The sequence below is a fragment of the Streptomyces sp. NBC_00582 genome (assembly GCF_036345155.1).
GTDB lineage: Bacteria > Actinomycetota > Actinomycetes > Streptomycetales > Streptomycetaceae > Streptomyces.
Map to the genome: position 1 here is coordinate 5,915,586 of NZ_CP107772.1, position 15,360 is coordinate 5,930,945.

14 protein-coding genes are annotated in these 15,360 nt (G+C 72.6%); 11 read left to right on the forward strand and 3 right to left on the reverse strand.

Features of this window, described 5'->3' with window-relative positions; translation table 11 throughout:
* Positions 1 to 4 precede the first annotated feature (4 nt).
* From OG852_RS26520 to OG852_RS26545, 6 genes are all read left to right on the forward strand, one after another.
* Entirely contained in the window at positions 5 to 1,846 is a 1,842-nt protein-coding gene (locus tag OG852_RS26520; RefSeq protein WP_330349151.1) for an acetyl/propionyl/methylcrotonyl-CoA carboxylase subunit alpha, read from the forward strand.
* A 61-nt stretch (positions 1,847 to 1,907) separates the two neighbouring features.
* Positions 1,908 to 3,035, forward strand: coding sequence for an acyl-CoA dehydrogenase family protein (locus OG852_RS26525; RefSeq protein ID WP_133912036.1), 1,128 nt, complete (start codon positions 1,908 to 1,910; stop codon positions 3,033 to 3,035).
* A gap of 17 nt (positions 3,036 to 3,052) precedes the next feature.
* Entirely contained in the window at positions 3,053 to 4,621 is a 1,569-nt protein-coding gene (locus OG852_RS26530; protein ID WP_133912037.1) for a 4-coumarate--CoA ligase family protein, read from the forward strand.
* On the forward strand, positions 4,618 to 5,352 hold the full coding sequence (locus OG852_RS26535) for an enoyl-CoA hydratase family protein (RefSeq protein WP_330349152.1): 735 nt from the start codon (positions 4,618 to 4,620) through the stop codon (positions 5,350 to 5,352). The genes OG852_RS26530 and OG852_RS26535 overlap by 4 nt, the downstream gene beginning before the upstream one ends.
* Positions 5,340 to 5,969, forward strand: coding sequence for a TetR/AcrR family transcriptional regulator (locus OG852_RS26540; RefSeq protein ID WP_330349153.1), 630 nt, complete (start codon positions 5,340 to 5,342; stop codon positions 5,967 to 5,969). The genes OG852_RS26535 and OG852_RS26540 overlap by 13 nt, the downstream gene beginning before the upstream one ends.
* 10 nt (positions 5,970 to 5,979) lie before the next feature.
* Positions 5,980 to 6,507, forward strand: a complete 528-nt coding sequence (locus tag OG852_RS26545; RefSeq protein WP_330349154.1) for a hypothetical protein — start codon at positions 5,980 to 5,982, stop codon at positions 6,505 to 6,507.
* A 12-nt stretch (positions 6,508 to 6,519) separates the two neighbouring features.
* Here OG852_RS26545 and pdxH read toward each other — a convergent pair whose 3' ends face one another.
* Positions 6,520 to 7,218: a pyridoxamine 5'-phosphate oxidase gene (gene pdxH, locus OG852_RS26550; protein WP_133912040.1), complete on the reverse strand. Its 699-nt coding sequence runs from the start codon at positions 7,216 to 7,218 to the stop codon at positions 6,520 to 6,522.
* A 172-nt stretch (positions 7,219 to 7,390) separates the two neighbouring features.
* Between pdxH and OG852_RS26555 the strand changes: the two genes are divergently transcribed.
* On the forward strand, positions 7,391 to 8,491 hold the full coding sequence (locus OG852_RS26555) for a citrate synthase 2 (protein ID WP_133912041.1): 1,101 nt from the start codon (positions 7,391 to 7,393) through the stop codon (positions 8,489 to 8,491).
* 16 nt (positions 8,492 to 8,507) lie between these two features.
* On the opposite strand, the gene OG852_RS26560 is transcribed toward OG852_RS26555, so the two are convergent.
* Positions 8,508 to 9,536 (reverse strand): isopenicillin N synthase family dioxygenase, encoded by a 1,029-nt coding sequence (locus tag OG852_RS26560; protein ID WP_330349155.1) that lies wholly within the window; start codon positions 9,534 to 9,536, stop codon positions 8,508 to 8,510.
* Positions 9,537 to 10,080: 544 nt separating this feature from the next.
* Between OG852_RS26560 and OG852_RS26565 the strand changes: the two genes are divergently transcribed.
* Positions 10,081 to 10,530, forward strand: a complete 450-nt coding sequence (locus OG852_RS26565; RefSeq protein ID WP_330349156.1) for a GNAT family N-acetyltransferase — start codon at positions 10,081 to 10,083, stop codon at positions 10,528 to 10,530.
* Between the two features lie 114 nt (positions 10,531 to 10,644).
* Positions 10,645 to 12,084, forward strand: a complete 1,440-nt coding sequence (locus OG852_RS26570) for a PAS domain-containing protein (protein ID WP_133912044.1) — start codon at positions 10,645 to 10,647, stop codon at positions 12,082 to 12,084.
* A 17-nt stretch (positions 12,085 to 12,101) separates the two neighbouring features.
* Here the strand turns inward: OG852_RS26570 and OG852_RS26575 are convergent, their stop codons facing one another.
* Positions 12,102 to 12,866: an SIS domain-containing protein gene (locus tag OG852_RS26575; RefSeq protein WP_330349157.1), complete on the reverse strand. Its 765-nt coding sequence runs from the start codon at positions 12,864 to 12,866 to the stop codon at positions 12,102 to 12,104.
* 247 nt (positions 12,867 to 13,113) lie between these two features.
* Here OG852_RS26575 and OG852_RS26580 point away from each other — a divergent pair, with 247 nt between their 5' ends.
* A complete protein-coding gene (locus tag OG852_RS26580) occupies positions 13,114 to 13,806 on the forward strand; it encodes a metal-dependent transcriptional regulator (protein ID WP_133912046.1) in 693 nt (230 codons plus the stop codon).
* Positions 13,807 to 14,313: 507 nt separating this feature from the next.
* Positions 14,314 to 15,279 (forward strand): alpha/beta fold hydrolase, encoded by a 966-nt coding sequence (locus OG852_RS26585; RefSeq protein WP_330349158.1) that lies wholly within the window; start codon positions 14,314 to 14,316, stop codon positions 15,277 to 15,279.
* Positions 15,280 to 15,360 lie beyond the last annotated feature (81 nt).

Here is a 15,360-nt window from a genome sequence, read left to right on the forward strand (position 1 = left end):
GCTCATGATTACTTCTGTCCTGGTCGCGAACCGCGGCGAGATCGCCTGCCGGATCGTCCGCACCTGCGGTGAGTTGGGAATCCGGACGGTCGCCGTGCACTCGGACGCCGACGAGAACGCCCTCCACGCGCGCGTGGCCGACACGGCCGTACGACTGCCGGGCGCGGCCCCCGCCGACACCTACCTCCGCGCCGACCTGGTCGTGAAGGCCGCCGTCGCGGCCGGCGCGGACGCCGTGCACCCCGGTTACGGCTTCCTCTCCGAGAACGCCGACTTCGCCCGCGCCGTCCTGGACGCGGGACTCGTCTGGATCGGCCCGCCGCCCCGGGCCATCGAGGCGATGGCGTCCAAGACGCGCGCGAAGCAGCTCATGGGACTCGCGCCCCTGGCGGACGTGACGGAGTCCGACCTGCCGGTGCTGGTGAAGGCGGCGGCGGGCGGCGGAGGGCGCGGCATGCGCGTCGTACGCCGTCTGGCGGAGCTGCCCGCCGCCCTGGAGGCCGCCCGCGCGGAGGCGGCGAGCGCCTTCGGCGACGGCGAGGTGTTCGTCGAGCCGTACGTCGAGAACGGCCGCCATGTCGAGGTCCAGATCCTCGCCGACACCCACGGCACGGTGTGGGCGCTCGGCACCCGCGACTGCTCCCTCCAGCGACGCCACCAGAAGGTGATCGAGGAGGCGCCGGCACCCGGACTCCCCGCGGCCCTGGACGAGGAACTGCGGGAGCTGGCCGTACGCGCCGCGCACGCCGTCTCCTACGTCGGCGCGGGCACCGTCGAGTTCCTGGTGGCCGACGGCCGGGCGCACTTCCTGGAGATGAACACCCGCCTCCAGGTCGAACACCCCGTCACGGAGGCCGTCTTCGGCCTCGACCTCGTCGCCGAACAGATCCGCGTCGCGGAGGGCGCCGCCCTCGCCCCCGAACCGCCACGCGCGCGTGGCCACGCCGTCGAGGCCCGCCTCTACGCCGAGGACCCCGCGACCGACTGGACCCCGCAGACCGGCACCCTGCACCGGCTGACCGTCCCGGACGGCGTCCGCCTGGACACCGGCTACGGCGACGGCGACGAGATCGGCGTCCACTACGACCCGATGCTCGCGAAGATCGTCGCCCACGCCCCCACGCGCGCGGAGGCCCTGCGGAAACTGTCGGGCGCCCTGGAGCACACCGTCCTCCACGGCCCGCCCACCAACCGCGACCTCCTCATCCGTTCCCTGCGGCACGAGGAGTTCACGTCGGCCCGGATGACGACGGGCTTCTACGACCGCCACCTCACCTCCCTGACCGCTCCGGCCCCCGACCCGCACGCCCCCCTCGCCGCCGCGCTCGCGGAGGCAAGCACGGGCTCCCGCTTCGGCGGCTGGCGCAACCTGCCCTCCCAACCGCAGACGAAGCGGTACGCGGTGGACGGCGAGGAGACCGAGGTCGCCTACACACACGGCCGGTCCGGCCTCACGGCCGAGGGCGTCCAGGTGGTCCACGCCGCCCCGACCCTGGTCGTCCTGGAGATCGACGGCGTACGCCACCGCTACGAGGTGGCCCGTCACGGCGACCGCGTCCACGTCAACTCCACCACCCTGACGGCCCTCCCGCGCTTTCCGGCCCCCGAGACCCGGCACGCCCCCGGCTCCCTCCTGGCCCCCATGCCGGGCACGGTCGTCAAGCTCGCGCCCACCCTCATCACCGGATCGAGCGTCGAGGCGGGCGAACCGCTGGTGTGGCTCGAAGCGATGAAGATGCAGCACGTCCTCTCGTCCCCGGCGGCGGGAACGGTGACGGCGGTCCAGGTGACGGAAGGACAGCAGGTGCGGGTCGGCGCGCTCTTGGCGGTCGTGGAGAGCGACTGACCCCAGGGGCGCGGGGAACCGCGCGACCAGCCACACACAACCCGCGGCCAAAGGAGCCACAGTGACGACCTTGATCGAGTCCGACGAACACAAGGCACTCCGCGCCGCGGTAGCCTCCTTCGCCAAAGCCCACCCGCACGACTCCCGTTCCCTGTGGCAAGCGGCAGCCGAACTCGGCTACATCGGCGTCAACCTCCCCGAAACCCACGGAGGAGGAGGCGGCGGCATCACCGAACTCTCCCTCGTCCTCGAAGAGATGGGCGCCGCGGGCAACCCCCTCCTCATGATGATCGTCTCCCCGGCGATCTGCGGCACGGTCATCGCCCGCTTCGGCACCGAGGCCCAGAAACAGGAGTGGCTGCCCGCCCTCGCGGACGGCACCCGCCTCATGGCCTTCGGCATCACCGAACCCGACGCCGGCTCCAACAGCCACCGCATCACCACCACGGCCCGCCGCGACGGCACCGACTGGCTGCTCACCGGCCGCAAGGTCTTCGTCTCCGGCGTGGACATCGCCGACGCCACCCTGATCGTCGGCCGCACCGAGGACGCCCGCACCGGCAGCCTCAAACCCTGCCTGTTCATCGTCCCGCGCGACGCCCCCGGCTTCACCCGCCACAGGATCGACATGGAACTGCACAGCGTGGAGAAGCAGTTCGAGCTGGTCCTGGACGACGTCCGGCTCCCCGCCGAGGCACTCGTCGGCGACGAGGACGCCGGCCTCCTCCAGCTGTTCGCCGGCCTCAACCCGGAGCGGATCATGACGGCCGCCTTCGCGATCGGCATGGGCCGCCACGCCCTCGCGAAGGCCGTCGAGTACGCCCGTGAGCGCACGGTCTGGAAAACACCCATCGGCGCCCACCAGGCCATCGCCCACCCCCTCGCCCAGGCGCACATCGAACTCGAACTCGCCCGCCTGATGATGCAGAAGGCCGCCCACCTCTACGACGCGGGCGACGACGTCGGCGCGGGCGAGGCGGCCAACATGGCCAAATACGCGGCGGGGGAAGCCTGCGTGCGGGCCGTAGACCAGGCAGTGCAGACCCTCGGCGGCAACGGCCTCACCACCGAGTTCGGCCTCGCGAAGCTGATCACGGCCTCCCGCGTGGCTCGTATCGCCCCGGTGAGCCGGGAGATGATTCTCAACTACGTCTCCCACCAGACCCTGGGCCTGCCCAAGTCGTACTGAACCGTCTTGGAGGAACCGTGTTCCGCAGCGTGTACGCAGACGTCCCGCCCGTAGAGCTCCCCATCCACGACGCCGTCCTCGGCCGCGCCGCCGCCTTCGGCGAGCAGCCCGCGCTGATCGACGGCACGGACGGCACCACGCTCACCTACGAACAGGTGGACCGGTTCCATCGGCGCGTCGCCGCCGCCCTCGCCGAGGCCGGGGTCCGCAAGGGCGACGTACTGGCCCTGCACAGCCCCAACACCGTCGCCTTCCCGATCGCCTTCTACGGGGCCACGCGCGCGGGTGCCTCCGTCACCACCGTGCACCCGCTCGCCACCGCCGAGGAGTTCGCCAAACAGCTCGGCGACTGCCGGGCCCGCTGGATCGTCACCGTCTCGCCGTTCCTGCAGACGGCGCGCCGGGCCGCCGAACTCGCGGGCGGCGTCCAGGAGATCATCGTCTGCGACAGCGCGCCCGGACACCGCTCCCTGATCGACATGCTCGCCTCCGCCGCCCCCGAGCCCAGGATCGACATCGACCCGGTCGAGGACGTGGCCGCCCTGCCGTACTCCTCCGGCACGACCGGCGTCCCCAAGGGCGTCATGCTCACCCACCGGCAGATCGCCACCAACCTCGCCCAGCTCGAACCGTCCGTGCCGGCCGGCCCCGGCGACCGCATCCTCGCCGTCCTGCCCTTCTTCCACATCTACGGCCTCACCGCCCTGATGAACGCGCCCCTCCGGCAGGGCGCCACCGTCGTCGTCCTGCCCCGCTTCGACCTGGAGACCTTCCTCGCCGCCATCCAGACCCACCGCATCACCGGCCTCTACGTCGCCCCGCCGATCGTCCTGGCCCTCGCCAAGCACCCGGCGGTCGCCCAGTACGACCTGTCGTCCCTGCGGTACGTCATCAGCGCCGCCGCACCCCTGGACGCCGACCTCGCCGCCGCCTGCGCCGACCGCCTGAACCTGCCGCCGGTCGGCCAGGCGTACGGCATGACGGAACTGTCCCCCGGCACCCATGTCGTCCCCCTGGACGCCATGCGCGACGCCCCCGCCGGAACCGTCGGCAGACTCGTCGCCGGCACCGAGATGCGGATCGTCTCCCTCGACGACCCCACCAAGGACCTCGGCGCGGGCGAGGACGGCGAGATCCTCATCCGCGGACCCCAGGTCATGAAGGGCTACCTCGGCCGCCCCGACGCCACCGCCGACATGATCGACCCCGACGGCTGGCTGCACACCGGTGACATCGGCCGCGTCGACGACGACGGCTGGCTCTTCGTCGTCGACCGCGTCAAGGAGCTCATCAAGTACAAGGGCTTCCAGGTCGCCCCCGCCGAACTCGAAGCCCTCCTGCTCACCCACCCCGCCGTCGCCGACGCCGCCGTCATCGGCGTCTACAACGACGAGGGCAACGAAGTCCCGCACGCCTTCGTCGTCCGCCAGCCCACCTCCCCCGACCTCTCCGAGGGAGAGATCGCGATGTACGTCGCCGAACGGGTCGCCCCCTACAAGCGCGTCCGCCACGTCACCTTCATCGAGGCCGTACCCCGCGCCGCCTCCGGAAAGATCCTCCGCCGACAGCTCAGGGAGACCCCGTGACCCTCGTCGGCCGCAGCCGCGCCCGCGGCATCGAGACCCTCAGCCTCGACGCACCGGCCACCCGCAACGCCCTGTCCGCCGCCCTCGTCGGCGCCCTCATCGACGCGCTCACCGACTGCGCCGAGGACCCCGACGTCCGCGCCGTCGTCCTCACCCACACCGGAAACACCTTCAGCGCCGGCGCCGACCTGCGCGACCCGCCCGCCCCCGACGCGTTCGTGGCCCTGCTCCGGCAGATCGTCGAACTGCCCCGGCCCGTCGTCGCCCGCGTCACCGGCCAGGTCCGCGCCGGCGGCCTCGGCCTGCTCGCGGCCTGCGACATCACCGCCGCCGCCACCGGAGCCGGCTTCGCCTTCACCGAGGTACGCGTCGGCGTGGCCCCCGCCGTCATCTCCCTGCCCCTGCTGCCCCGCACCGACCCCCGCGCCCTCACCCGCTACTACCTCACCGGAGAACGCTTCGACGCCCCCGAAGCCGCCCGCATCGGCCTGCTCACCGCCACCGGCGACGACGTCGACGCCGTCCTCGCACCCGTCCTCGACGGACTGCGCCGATCCGCCCCCCAGGCCCTCACCGAGACGAAACGGCTGCTCACGGCTAGGGTGCTGGAGACATTCGACCGGGACGCGGCCCACCTCACCGCGCTCTCGGCCCGGCTGTTCTCCTCCGCTGCGGCCCGCGAGGGCATGACGGCCTTCCTCGAACGACGGGATCCCGCATGGGTGCTGTGACCACGCCCGACCGGGCGTCCGGCGACCGCGTCCCCAAGCAGGACCGCAGCCGGGCCACCCGCCGGCGCCTCCTGGAAGCGGCCGTGGCCTGCCTCGCCGAACACGGCTGGACGGGCTCCACGGTCTCCGTCGTCGCCGAACGCGCGGGCGTCTCCCGTGGCGCGGCCCAGCACCACTTCCCCACCCGCGAGGACCTGTTCACCGCCGCCGTCGAGTACGTCGCGGAGGAACGGTCGACGGCGATCCGCGCCCTGTTCCCGCAAGGCCCCGCGGGCGACCGGCGCGCGGTCGTCTCCGCCCTGGTCGACCTCTACACGGGCCCGTTGTTCCGGGCGGCCCTCCACCTCTGGGTGGCCGCCTCCAACGAGGAACAGCTGCGCCCCCGCGTCACCGAGCTGGAGGCCCGCGTCGGCCGGGAGACCCACCGCATCGCCGTGGAACTCCTCGGCGCCGACGAGTCCGTCACCGGCGTCCGCGAAACCGTCCAGGGCCTCCTCGACATGGCCCGCGGCCTCGGCCTCGCCAACCTCCTCACCGACGACACCGACCGCCGCGCCCGCGTGGTGGCACAGTGGGCGGGACTTCTGGACGGTCTGCTCGACACGAGGGAGCGCTGATCGATTCCAGGTGATCGTGGCCCCGGACGTGCGTGAGCGGGACGCTCCCGCTCTCGCGCAACGGCTGGTCGACCGGCTCGTCGCCGACGGCATCGTCCTCGCCGACCGCGGGGACCACGTCCTGGGCGCCCGCCCGCCCGGCCCGAACCGGCACCGCGCCGCAGCCGCGGACGGGGACCGGGAACCCCCTGCGGACTCGCCGTGCACCTCGGCCGCGGCGTCTTCCCCAGCGGCGCCGACACCCCCGAGCACGCCGTCTGCCCGCACTGCCGCGCCCACACCCCCTGGACACCGACGGCTGGGCCCGCGTCGGCGCGGCCGTCCAGGCCTGGAGCGAGACCGGCGCCGCCGACCTCCCCTGCCCGCACTGCGCCACGGCCACCCCGATACCCGACTGGACCTGGGCCGACGCCCCGTCCGCCTTCGGCCACCTCGGCCTGAGGTTCTGGAGCGGCCCGACCTCGGCGAGGAGTTCCAGGCCCGCCTCACCGGCCTCCTGGACGGCCACCGCACGGCGTACCTCCGGGGAAGGCTCTGAGCGCGTGGCCCGTCAGGGGCTGAGCCGCTCCACCGACCAGCCGCCGTCCGTCCTGACCACGTACCGCAGCCGGTCGTGCAGCCGGTTCTCCCGGCCCTGCCAGAACTCCACCGACTCCGGCATCACCCGGAAGCCGCCCCAGTGCGGCGGCACCGGCACCTGCTCGCCCTCCGGATACCGGGCCGTCAGCTCGGCGTAGGAGGCGTCGAGCTCGGCACGGCCGGCGATCACCGACGACTGACCGCTCGCCCACGCCCCGAGCTGCGAGCCGTGCGGCCGGGTCCGGAAGTACGCCGCCGTCTCGTCCCGTCCGGTCCGCCGCGCCACCCCGCGGACGACGACCTGCCGGGCCATCGGATGCCACGGGAAGAGCAACGACACATACGGGTTCTCGGCGAGGTCACGGGCCTTGCGGGACTCGTAGTTCGTGTAGAAGACGAACCCCCGCTCGTCGAACTGCTTCAGCAGCACCGTTCGTGAACTGGGCCGCCCCTCGGCGTCCGCCGTGGACACGACCATGGCGTTCGGCTCGAAGAGATGCGCCTCGATGGCCGCCTCCTTGAACCAGCGCGCGAACTGTTCCACGGGCGTGGCGGCCAGCTCCGCCTCGTCGAGCCCCTCCGCCCGGTACTGCTTGCGCATGGCGGCGGGGTCGGGCACGGGGCCGGAGTAGAGGGAGTCCGCGTCGGTCACATGGTCATCCTGCCGCATGGAACACCCCTACGGGACGGAACACCCCTGCGAGCCACATGGCACTCAGTGCCGCACCACTCCCCAAAGGTGACACTCGGGGATATGGTGCAGATGCCACGACGAGTGCCGTACCGGCACTGTGGAGCCGTCGGCGCCACAACCCGCCGCACACCTCACGAGGAGCCGCCTGATGTCCGATTTCGTACCCGGACTCGAGGGAGTCGTCGCGTTCGAGACGGAGATCGCCGAACCGGACAAGGAAGGCGGCGCCCTGCGATACCGGGGCGTCGACATCGAGGACCTGGTCGGCCATGTCTCGTTCGGCAACGTCTGGGGCCTGCTCGTGGACGGCGCCTTCAACCCCGGGCTGCCGCCCGCCGAGCCCTTCCCGATCCCCGTCCACTCCGGCGACATCCGCGTCGACGTCCAGTCCGCGCTCGCCATGCTCGCGCCCGTCTGGGGCCTCAAACCGCTCCTCGACATCGATGCCGAGCAGGCTCGTGAGGACCTCGCCCGCGCCGCCGTCATGGCCCTGTCCTACGTCGCCCAGTCCGCCCGCGGCCAGGGCCGCCCCATGGTCCCGCAGCGCGAGATCGACAAGGCCCACTCCGTCGTCGAACGCTTCATGATCCGCTGGCGCGGCGAGCCCGACCCCAAGCACGTCAAGGCCGTCGACGCCTACTGGACCTCCGCCGCCGAACACGGCATGAACGCCTCCACCTTCACCGCCCGGGTCATCGCCTCCACCGGCGCCGACGTGGCCGCCGCCCTCTCCGGGGCCGTGGGCGCCATGTCGGGCCCGCTCCACGGCGGCGCCCCCTCCCGCGTCCTGCACATGATCGAGGAGATCGAACGCACCGGCGACGCCGAGGCCTACGTCAAGCAGGCCCTCGACAAGGGCGAACGCCTCATGGGCTTCGGCCATCGCGTCTACCGCGCCGAGGACCCCCGCGCCCGCGTCCTGCGCCGCACCGCCCGCGAACTCGGCGCACCGCGCTTCGAGATCGCCGAGGCCCTGGAGAAGGCCGCCCTCGCCGAACTCCACGCCCGCCGCCCCGACCGTGTCCTCGCCACCAACGTGGAGTTCTGGGCGGCGATCATCCTCGACTTCGCCGAGGTGCCCGCGCACATGTTCACCTCGATGTTCACCTGCGCCCGCACCGCCGGCTGGTCGGCCCACATCCTGGAGCAGAAGCGCACCGGCCGCCTGGTCCGCCCCTCCGCCCGCTACATCGGCCCGGGCGTCCGCGGCCCCCGAGAGATCGAGGGCTACGAGGACATCGCGCACTGAGCCGTACGCGGCGTGCTCACGCGGGGCTGAGCAGCTCCGCGTGATGCCGCTCGGCCACCAGCGGATGGGCGCGCAGCTTCCCCTTCAGCTCATTGAAGCCGTACTCCGCGAACAGCGGATTCGCCGGATCGTCGCTCACCCCCGGAGCGGTGGAGGCGTAGGGGAAGACCAGCGGCTCCACGCGCGCGTCCAGCCGGGGGTTGTAGAAGAACGGCACGGAGAACCGCTCGACGGCCCCCGGCGGGGAGACGACCCGATGGTTGGTGGCGACGAGGTACCCGTTGGTCGCCACCTCCAGCAACTCCCCGAGGTTCACCACGAACGCGCCCTCCACCGGCGGCACCTCGTGGAACAGGCCGTCCTCCCGCTGCACCTGGAGCCCGCCGACCCGGTCCTGGAGCAGCAGCGTCAGGAACCCGTAGTCCTTGTGGGCCCCCACTCCCTGCCCGGCCCCGTCCCCCGAGCTCCCCGGGTACCGCACCAGCTTCAGATGCGGATGCGCCCGCTCCCCGAAGGCGGAGTCGTAGAAGCCGGGATCGGCGCCGATGGACACGAGCAGCTCCCGCAGCAGCCGCTCGGCGACCCCGCTCAGCCGGTCGATCCAGGAGAGCGCGGCCTCCCGCAGCTCGGGCAGCGCGTCCGGCCACTGGTTGGGCCCTTGCAGCCACCAGTACGAGGGCTCACCGGGGCCGGGCGCCCGAGCGGGCCGTTCGGCCCCGATGTCGAGCTGGTCCCGCCAGTCCTGCCGGCCCCCGGTCCGCTCGTCCCCGGTGCGCGTGTAGCCCCGGAAGTGCGGCGAGTTCACGTTGTCGAGGGCGAGCCGCTCCGCCTCGGGCAGCCGGAAGAAGGCGTGCATGGCCCCGACCAGCCGATCGGTCTCCTCCTTGCCGACCCCGTGCCCGACGAGCTGGAAGAAGCCCACGTCGTGGGCGGCGCTGTGGAGCTGCGCATGCAGCAGCGCACGCGCCTGGGGGCCGCGGTCGGCGGCCGACAGATCGATGAGGGGGAGCCGGTCGTACGACGGTGTCGTCGCGTGGTGCGTCATGGGATGCGTCCGCGGGGTGTACGGGGCACGGGCGGCCGCCGAGGGTGGGGCGGAGCCCAGCTGCCGGAAGGGGAGAAGCGAAGAAGGGGGCTGGGTCAGGCGGAGCGCCGACAGCCCATGCTCGTGACGCGGACGAAGTCCACGTGGCGGCGTCGAACGAGCGAAAGCATGTTCCCCAGAGTACTGCCTGCGAAATTTTTCCCCGTGAGGGCGTTCCCGCACCGGAGAACACGGCCGGAGAACGCAGACGACCCGCGAGCCTGGTCCTCCCGGAGGGAGGGGCCGGCCGGACGTACCGGCGGCTCGCGGGTCGGGTGACTGCGTTGGATTGGCCGGCCGCGTGCGTCTCGCACACGCTGGTCCGGCACCGCACAGGGTGTGGTGGCGGGCCGCTAGCCCGCAGCCACCTCGCGCGTCCGGTTGTCATGCATCTACCGGTCACCTCCTTTCTGCGATGCTCGCCACCTTAAGAAGCCGTGCCGAGCCGCTCAAGTCTTTTTCTCCACGCATTGACGCGCGCGTGGGGGAGCGGTTCGCTGGTCATGTGAATGATCTTCGGGTCGAGGCGGTCTCCGGCGGGGCCGCGCTGGAGCAGTGGCGGCACGTCCACAACGTGATCGTGCCGCCGGCCGCGCTGTCCCTGGACGAGGTACGGGAGCGGGCGGGGCGCAACCGGCTGGAGAACGCCTACGTCGGTGAGACGCTCGTCGGCTGCTCCACCGTGCGGCCGCCGACGGACGACGCGGTGGTGACGGTCGTCGCGCGCGTCCTGCCGGAGTTCCGTCGGCGGGGGTACGGGGCGGCTCTCTACGATCATGTTCTCGCGCACGCGCGCGTGCTGGGCGCCCGTGCGGTCGAGACGTGTGTGCTGGCCGTCAACGAGGACGGGCTGCGTTTCGCACGCGCGCGTGGCTTCACCGAGGTCGAGCGCTATGTGCTGGACGGCGGGACGGCGGAATGGGTCGACCTGCGGCTGATGCCCGTTCCGGTGTGACGGCGGCGACGGCGGCCGTACAACGATTCCCCTGCAATCTTGCGGGAACCATATGTGGGCTGCGTCACGTTCGAGTTGAATGAGGGCAAGTGAGCGAACCTGCAGGGGGTCCAGGTGAGTGCTTCCCGGCGTAGTGGGACCACCGACGAGCTGGGCCCGGACGAGCCCGAGCAGCCGGACGGGCGCGAGCGCCCGGAGAACCCCGGCGGCCCCGACGGCGCGGACCTCCTCGCCGCGCTGCTCGACGGCATGGACGCGGCCCTGTGCGCCTTCGACGCCGACGGTGTCGTCACCCACTGGAACCGCGAGGCGGAGCGCATCCTCGGCTGGAGCGCGACGGAGGCCGTGGGGCGGCAGGGTTTCGCCGGGTGGGCGGTGCGTGAGGCGGACGCCGAGGAGGTCGAGTCGCGGCTGATGTCGGCGATGCACGCGTCGGGCCGCCAGGTGCACGAGTTCGCGCTGCTGACGAAGGACGGCGGCCGGGTGCTCGTGCGCACCCAGTCGGCCGCGGTGCGCGGACCGGACGGCAAGCCGGCCGGGCTGTACTGCGCGTTCAGCGAGGTGCACGCCCAGATCGACCTGGAGCGGTCCATCGCGCTCAGCGAGGCGCTGTTCGACGACGCCTCCTGGGGGGTCGTCCTCGTCGACGCGGATCTGCGGCCCGCCGTGGTCAACGCGCACGCCGCCCGCGCGCTCGGCACGGGCCGTACGGCGGTGCTGGGCCGTCCGCTGGGCGAGCTGCTGACCCAGGGCGTGGAGGAGCTGGAGAACGCGCTGACGCATGTCCTCGCCGAGGGCGCCCCGCCCGCTCCGGCGGAGGTGTGGGTGGGGGTGCGCACCCCGGAGGGGGAGCGCCGGCGCTGCTGGCGGAGCGGTTTTCTGCGGCTGGCCTCGCCGCTGGCGGAGGAGCCGGTGCCGCTGGGGGTCGGCTGGCTGTTCCAGGACGTCACGGAGGCCAAGCAGGGCGAGCAGGAGGCGTCCCTGCTGCGGTTCCGCACGAACCAGGTGCACCGGGCCGCGCGCGCGGCGGCCGAGTGCGAGGATCCGGCGGAGGCGGCGACGGTCCATCTCGACTTCGCGCTGGCGGGGTTCGCCGACCATGCGCTGGTCGACCGGGTCGCGGGCGGTGCGGCGGCGGACGGGGAGCCGGCGGCGGTGCCGTTGCGGCTGGTCCGGGTCGCGGCCACCCCCTCGGGGGGGCCGGGCCCCAGCGTGCTCACCGGTCACGCGGGACTGCCGGTCCGGTACGCCGAGGGGCATCCGGCGTTGCAGTGCGTGGCGCGGGCCGGATCGGTGCGGGCGGGCGCGGGGAGCGTGCCGCCGGAGGAGACCCGGGAGTGGGCGCGGGCACGGCAGTGGCCCGAGGACACCGTGCACGCGTTGTGCGCGGTGCTGCGCAGCCGGGGGCGCACGCTGGGCGTGGTGACGTTTCTGCGCGGTGCGGGCCGCACACCCTTCGAGCGCTCCGACGCGACCTACGCCGAGGACGTCGCCGTACGGATGGCGGCGGCGCTGGACCTGGCCGACCTGGTGGAGCGGGCCGAGGACGCCTGACCCGCGTTCCCGCGGGGTCAGTGCCGGTAGAAGATCCGGTCCCCGTACTCCTCCATCACGCGCCGGTTCCAGTCGTGGCCGCCGTCGACGTTGCCGGAGCGCAGCAGCGGGGGTTCGATGCCGCGGTCGGCGAGGGAGCCGGCGGCGGTGGCCATGACGGCCTGCAGGAGGGCCGAGGTGACGACGGTGGAGGCGGGGGCGAAGGGCGCGGGGACGCCGTCGAGGGTGAGCTCGGCGTCCCCGACGGCGATCTTGGAGTCGAGGACGACGTCGCAGTGGTCCTTGAGGAAGGTGCCCGAGGGGTTGCGGGGCTCGGTCTCCGCGGCGTAGGCGACCGAGGTCACGCCGATGACCTTCACGCCGCGGGCGCGTGCCTCGAGGGCCATCTCGACGGGCAGGGCGTTGCGGCCGGACAGGGAGATGATCACGAGGGCGTCGCCCGCGCGGAGCGGGGAGGTGGCGAGGGCGGCGCTCGCGAGGCCGTCGACGCGTTCCAGGGCGGAGCCCAGGGGGGCGGGCCTGACGTCGACGCCGACGAGGCCGGGGAGGGCGAACAGGTTCATCAGGGCGAGGCCGCCCGCGCGGTAGACGAGGTCCTGGGCGGGGAGGGAGGAGTGGCCGGCGCCGAAGGCGAAGAGCCTGCCGCCGGCGGCGACGGTGTCGGCGAGGAGCGTGCCGGCGGACCGCACGGCGTCGGCCTCCTCGTCGCGGACCCGCTCCAAGAGGCCGATCGCGGCGTCGAAGAACCGTGCGGCGAGCTCGTGGTCGCTGCGGTCGCTCATCCGAGGGGGCTCCTTCGCCGGCCGGGGTCCGTGTCGCGGCTCACTGTGTGGTCTGGACCAGTGCCGTGTCAATACGGCCGACGGCGGCTCGCGGAGGCCGGGACGGCGGGCGCGGGGCCTCTCGTCTCCGCCTCGTCGCAACGGCGCGGCACGGTTGTCAGTGGTATCCGGCAGAATTGGAGCCAGGGCCAGCGCACGCGCCGGAGAGCCGTCGAGCCTTCGGCAGATCTCATCGAGGGGCACACGAATGTCCGGACTGATCGACACCACGGAGATGTATCTCCGCACCATCCTCGAGCTGGAGGAGGAGGGTGTGGTCCCCATGCGTGCCCGGATCGCCGAGCGCCTCGACCAGAGCGGGCCCACGGTGAGCCAGACGGTGGCGCGCATGGAGCGCGACGGTCTGGTCTCCGTGGCCAGTGACCGGCATCTGGAGCTGACGGACGAGGGCCGCCGTCTGGCCACGCGCGTGATGCGCAAGCACCGTCTCGCGGAGTGTCTGCTCGTCGATGTGATCGGCCTGGAGTGGGAGCAGGTCCACGCCGAGGCCTGTCGCTGGGAGCATGTGATGAGCGAGGCCGTGGAGCGCCGCGTCCTGGAGCTGCTGCGGCACCCCACCGAGTCGCCGTACGGCAATCCGATCCCGGGTCTGGAGGAGCTGGGCGAGAAGGACGGCGCCGATCCCTTCCTCGACGAGGGCATGGTCTCGCTGGCCGACCTCGACCCGGGCACGGAGGGCAAGACGGTCGTGGTGCGCCGGATCGGCGAGCCGATCCAGACGGACGCCCAGCTCATGTACACGCTGCGCCGGGCGGGCGTGCAGCCCGGTTCGGTGGTGAGCGTGACGGAGTCGGCGGGCGGTGTGCTGGTCGGCAGCGGCGGCGAGGCGGCCGAGCTGGAGTCGGACGTCGCGTCGCATGTGTTCGTCGCCAAGCGCTGAGCGCCCGTCGCCACTCCCGATAAGCTGAATGGTGTTCAACTCCTGGTGCCACTGGGGTGGTTGAGGCGATCCGGCGATGTTGTCGAATCGCAGATTCCCTGTGTCGAATGGCAGCGCGCGGGCGCTCGCCGTGCCACGCTGTCGCGTGAGGCATATGACCTGAGGGGGCGGGGATGATGTGCCGCAGAACAGTGGAGGGCCCCGGTGCCGTTCGGCACCGGGGCCTGTCCTCCCCTGTTTCGACCCGGAGCCCCGAGCTCTCAGGGTCGTTCCCCTCGGACCGTTTTCCCCGAGCGGTCCGCCTCCCGATGAAGGTCTCCCCTCGTCCGTGGCGATCATTCCTTGAGAGAGGTCACTCGAACGAGGGGTGTTGGTCGCGGAGAGTGCATTTCTCGAAAGAGCATTCGATAGCCTGCGGGTGATCGACGGCAGATCGAGGACAGATCGAAGGCAGCACTAGGGCATCGGCAGCACAGCGGTACGACGGCTAGGGGGGTGCCAGGATCCATGGCGCGACGCATCGACGTGACCGGGGCGGGCGGCGTACGCCTGGCGGCCTGGGAGTTCGGCGACCCTCCCAAGGGCGACCCGCCCAGGAGCGGGACGGACGCCATGATCCCGGCCCAGTCCACCGGCGAGCGCGACGGTCACGTCGTCCCGGGGGCGCCGCCCGGTTCGGTGAACGGCTCCGGGACCGAGCGGACCCCCGGCGTCCTGTTACTGCACGGGCTGATGGGCCGCGCCTCGCACTGGGCGTCCACGGCCCGCTGGCTCTCCGAGCGGCACCGCGCGGTCGCCCTCGACCAGCGGGGCCACGGCCAGAGCGAGAAACCCCCCGAGGCCGCCTTCACCCGTGAGGCGTACGTCGAGGACGCCGAGGCCGCGCTGGAACAGCTCGGCCTCGCCCCGGCCGTCCTCGTCGGCCATGCCATGGGAGCCCTCACCGCCTGGCAGCTCGCCGCGAAACGCCCCGACCTCGTGCGCGGTGTGATCATCTGCGACATGCGGGCCTCCGCGCTCGGCTCGGCCTCGCAGCGCGAGTGGGCCGACTGGTTCAAGTCCTGGCCCCTCCCCTTCGCCACCCTCGCCGACGTCCGCAAGTGGTTCGGCGAGGACGACCCCTGGGTGGAGCGGCCGAACCCCTCCCGCGGTGAGTTCTACGCCGAGGTGATGCAGGAGTCCCCCGACGGCTGGCGGCCCGTCTTCGAACCCGAGCAGATGCTGAAGTCCCGCGAGACCTGGGTCTACGACGCCCACTGGGAGGAGCTCACCCAGGTGCGGTGCCCCGCGCTCGTCGTGCGCGGCCTGGACGGCGAGCTCGGCCGGGCCGAAGCCCAGGAGATGGTCCGGGTCCTGCCCCACGGGGAGTACGCGGAGGTCGCCGACGCCGGCCACCTCGTCCACTACGACCAGCCCGAGGCCTGGCGGGCGGCGATCGAACCCTTCCTGGACGCCGTACTCACCACACCGTGAGGAGCACGACCGCACGACCGCAAGGAGCACGACGGTAAGGAGCACCACGGTAAGGAGCACCACGGTAAGGAGCACCCCTCC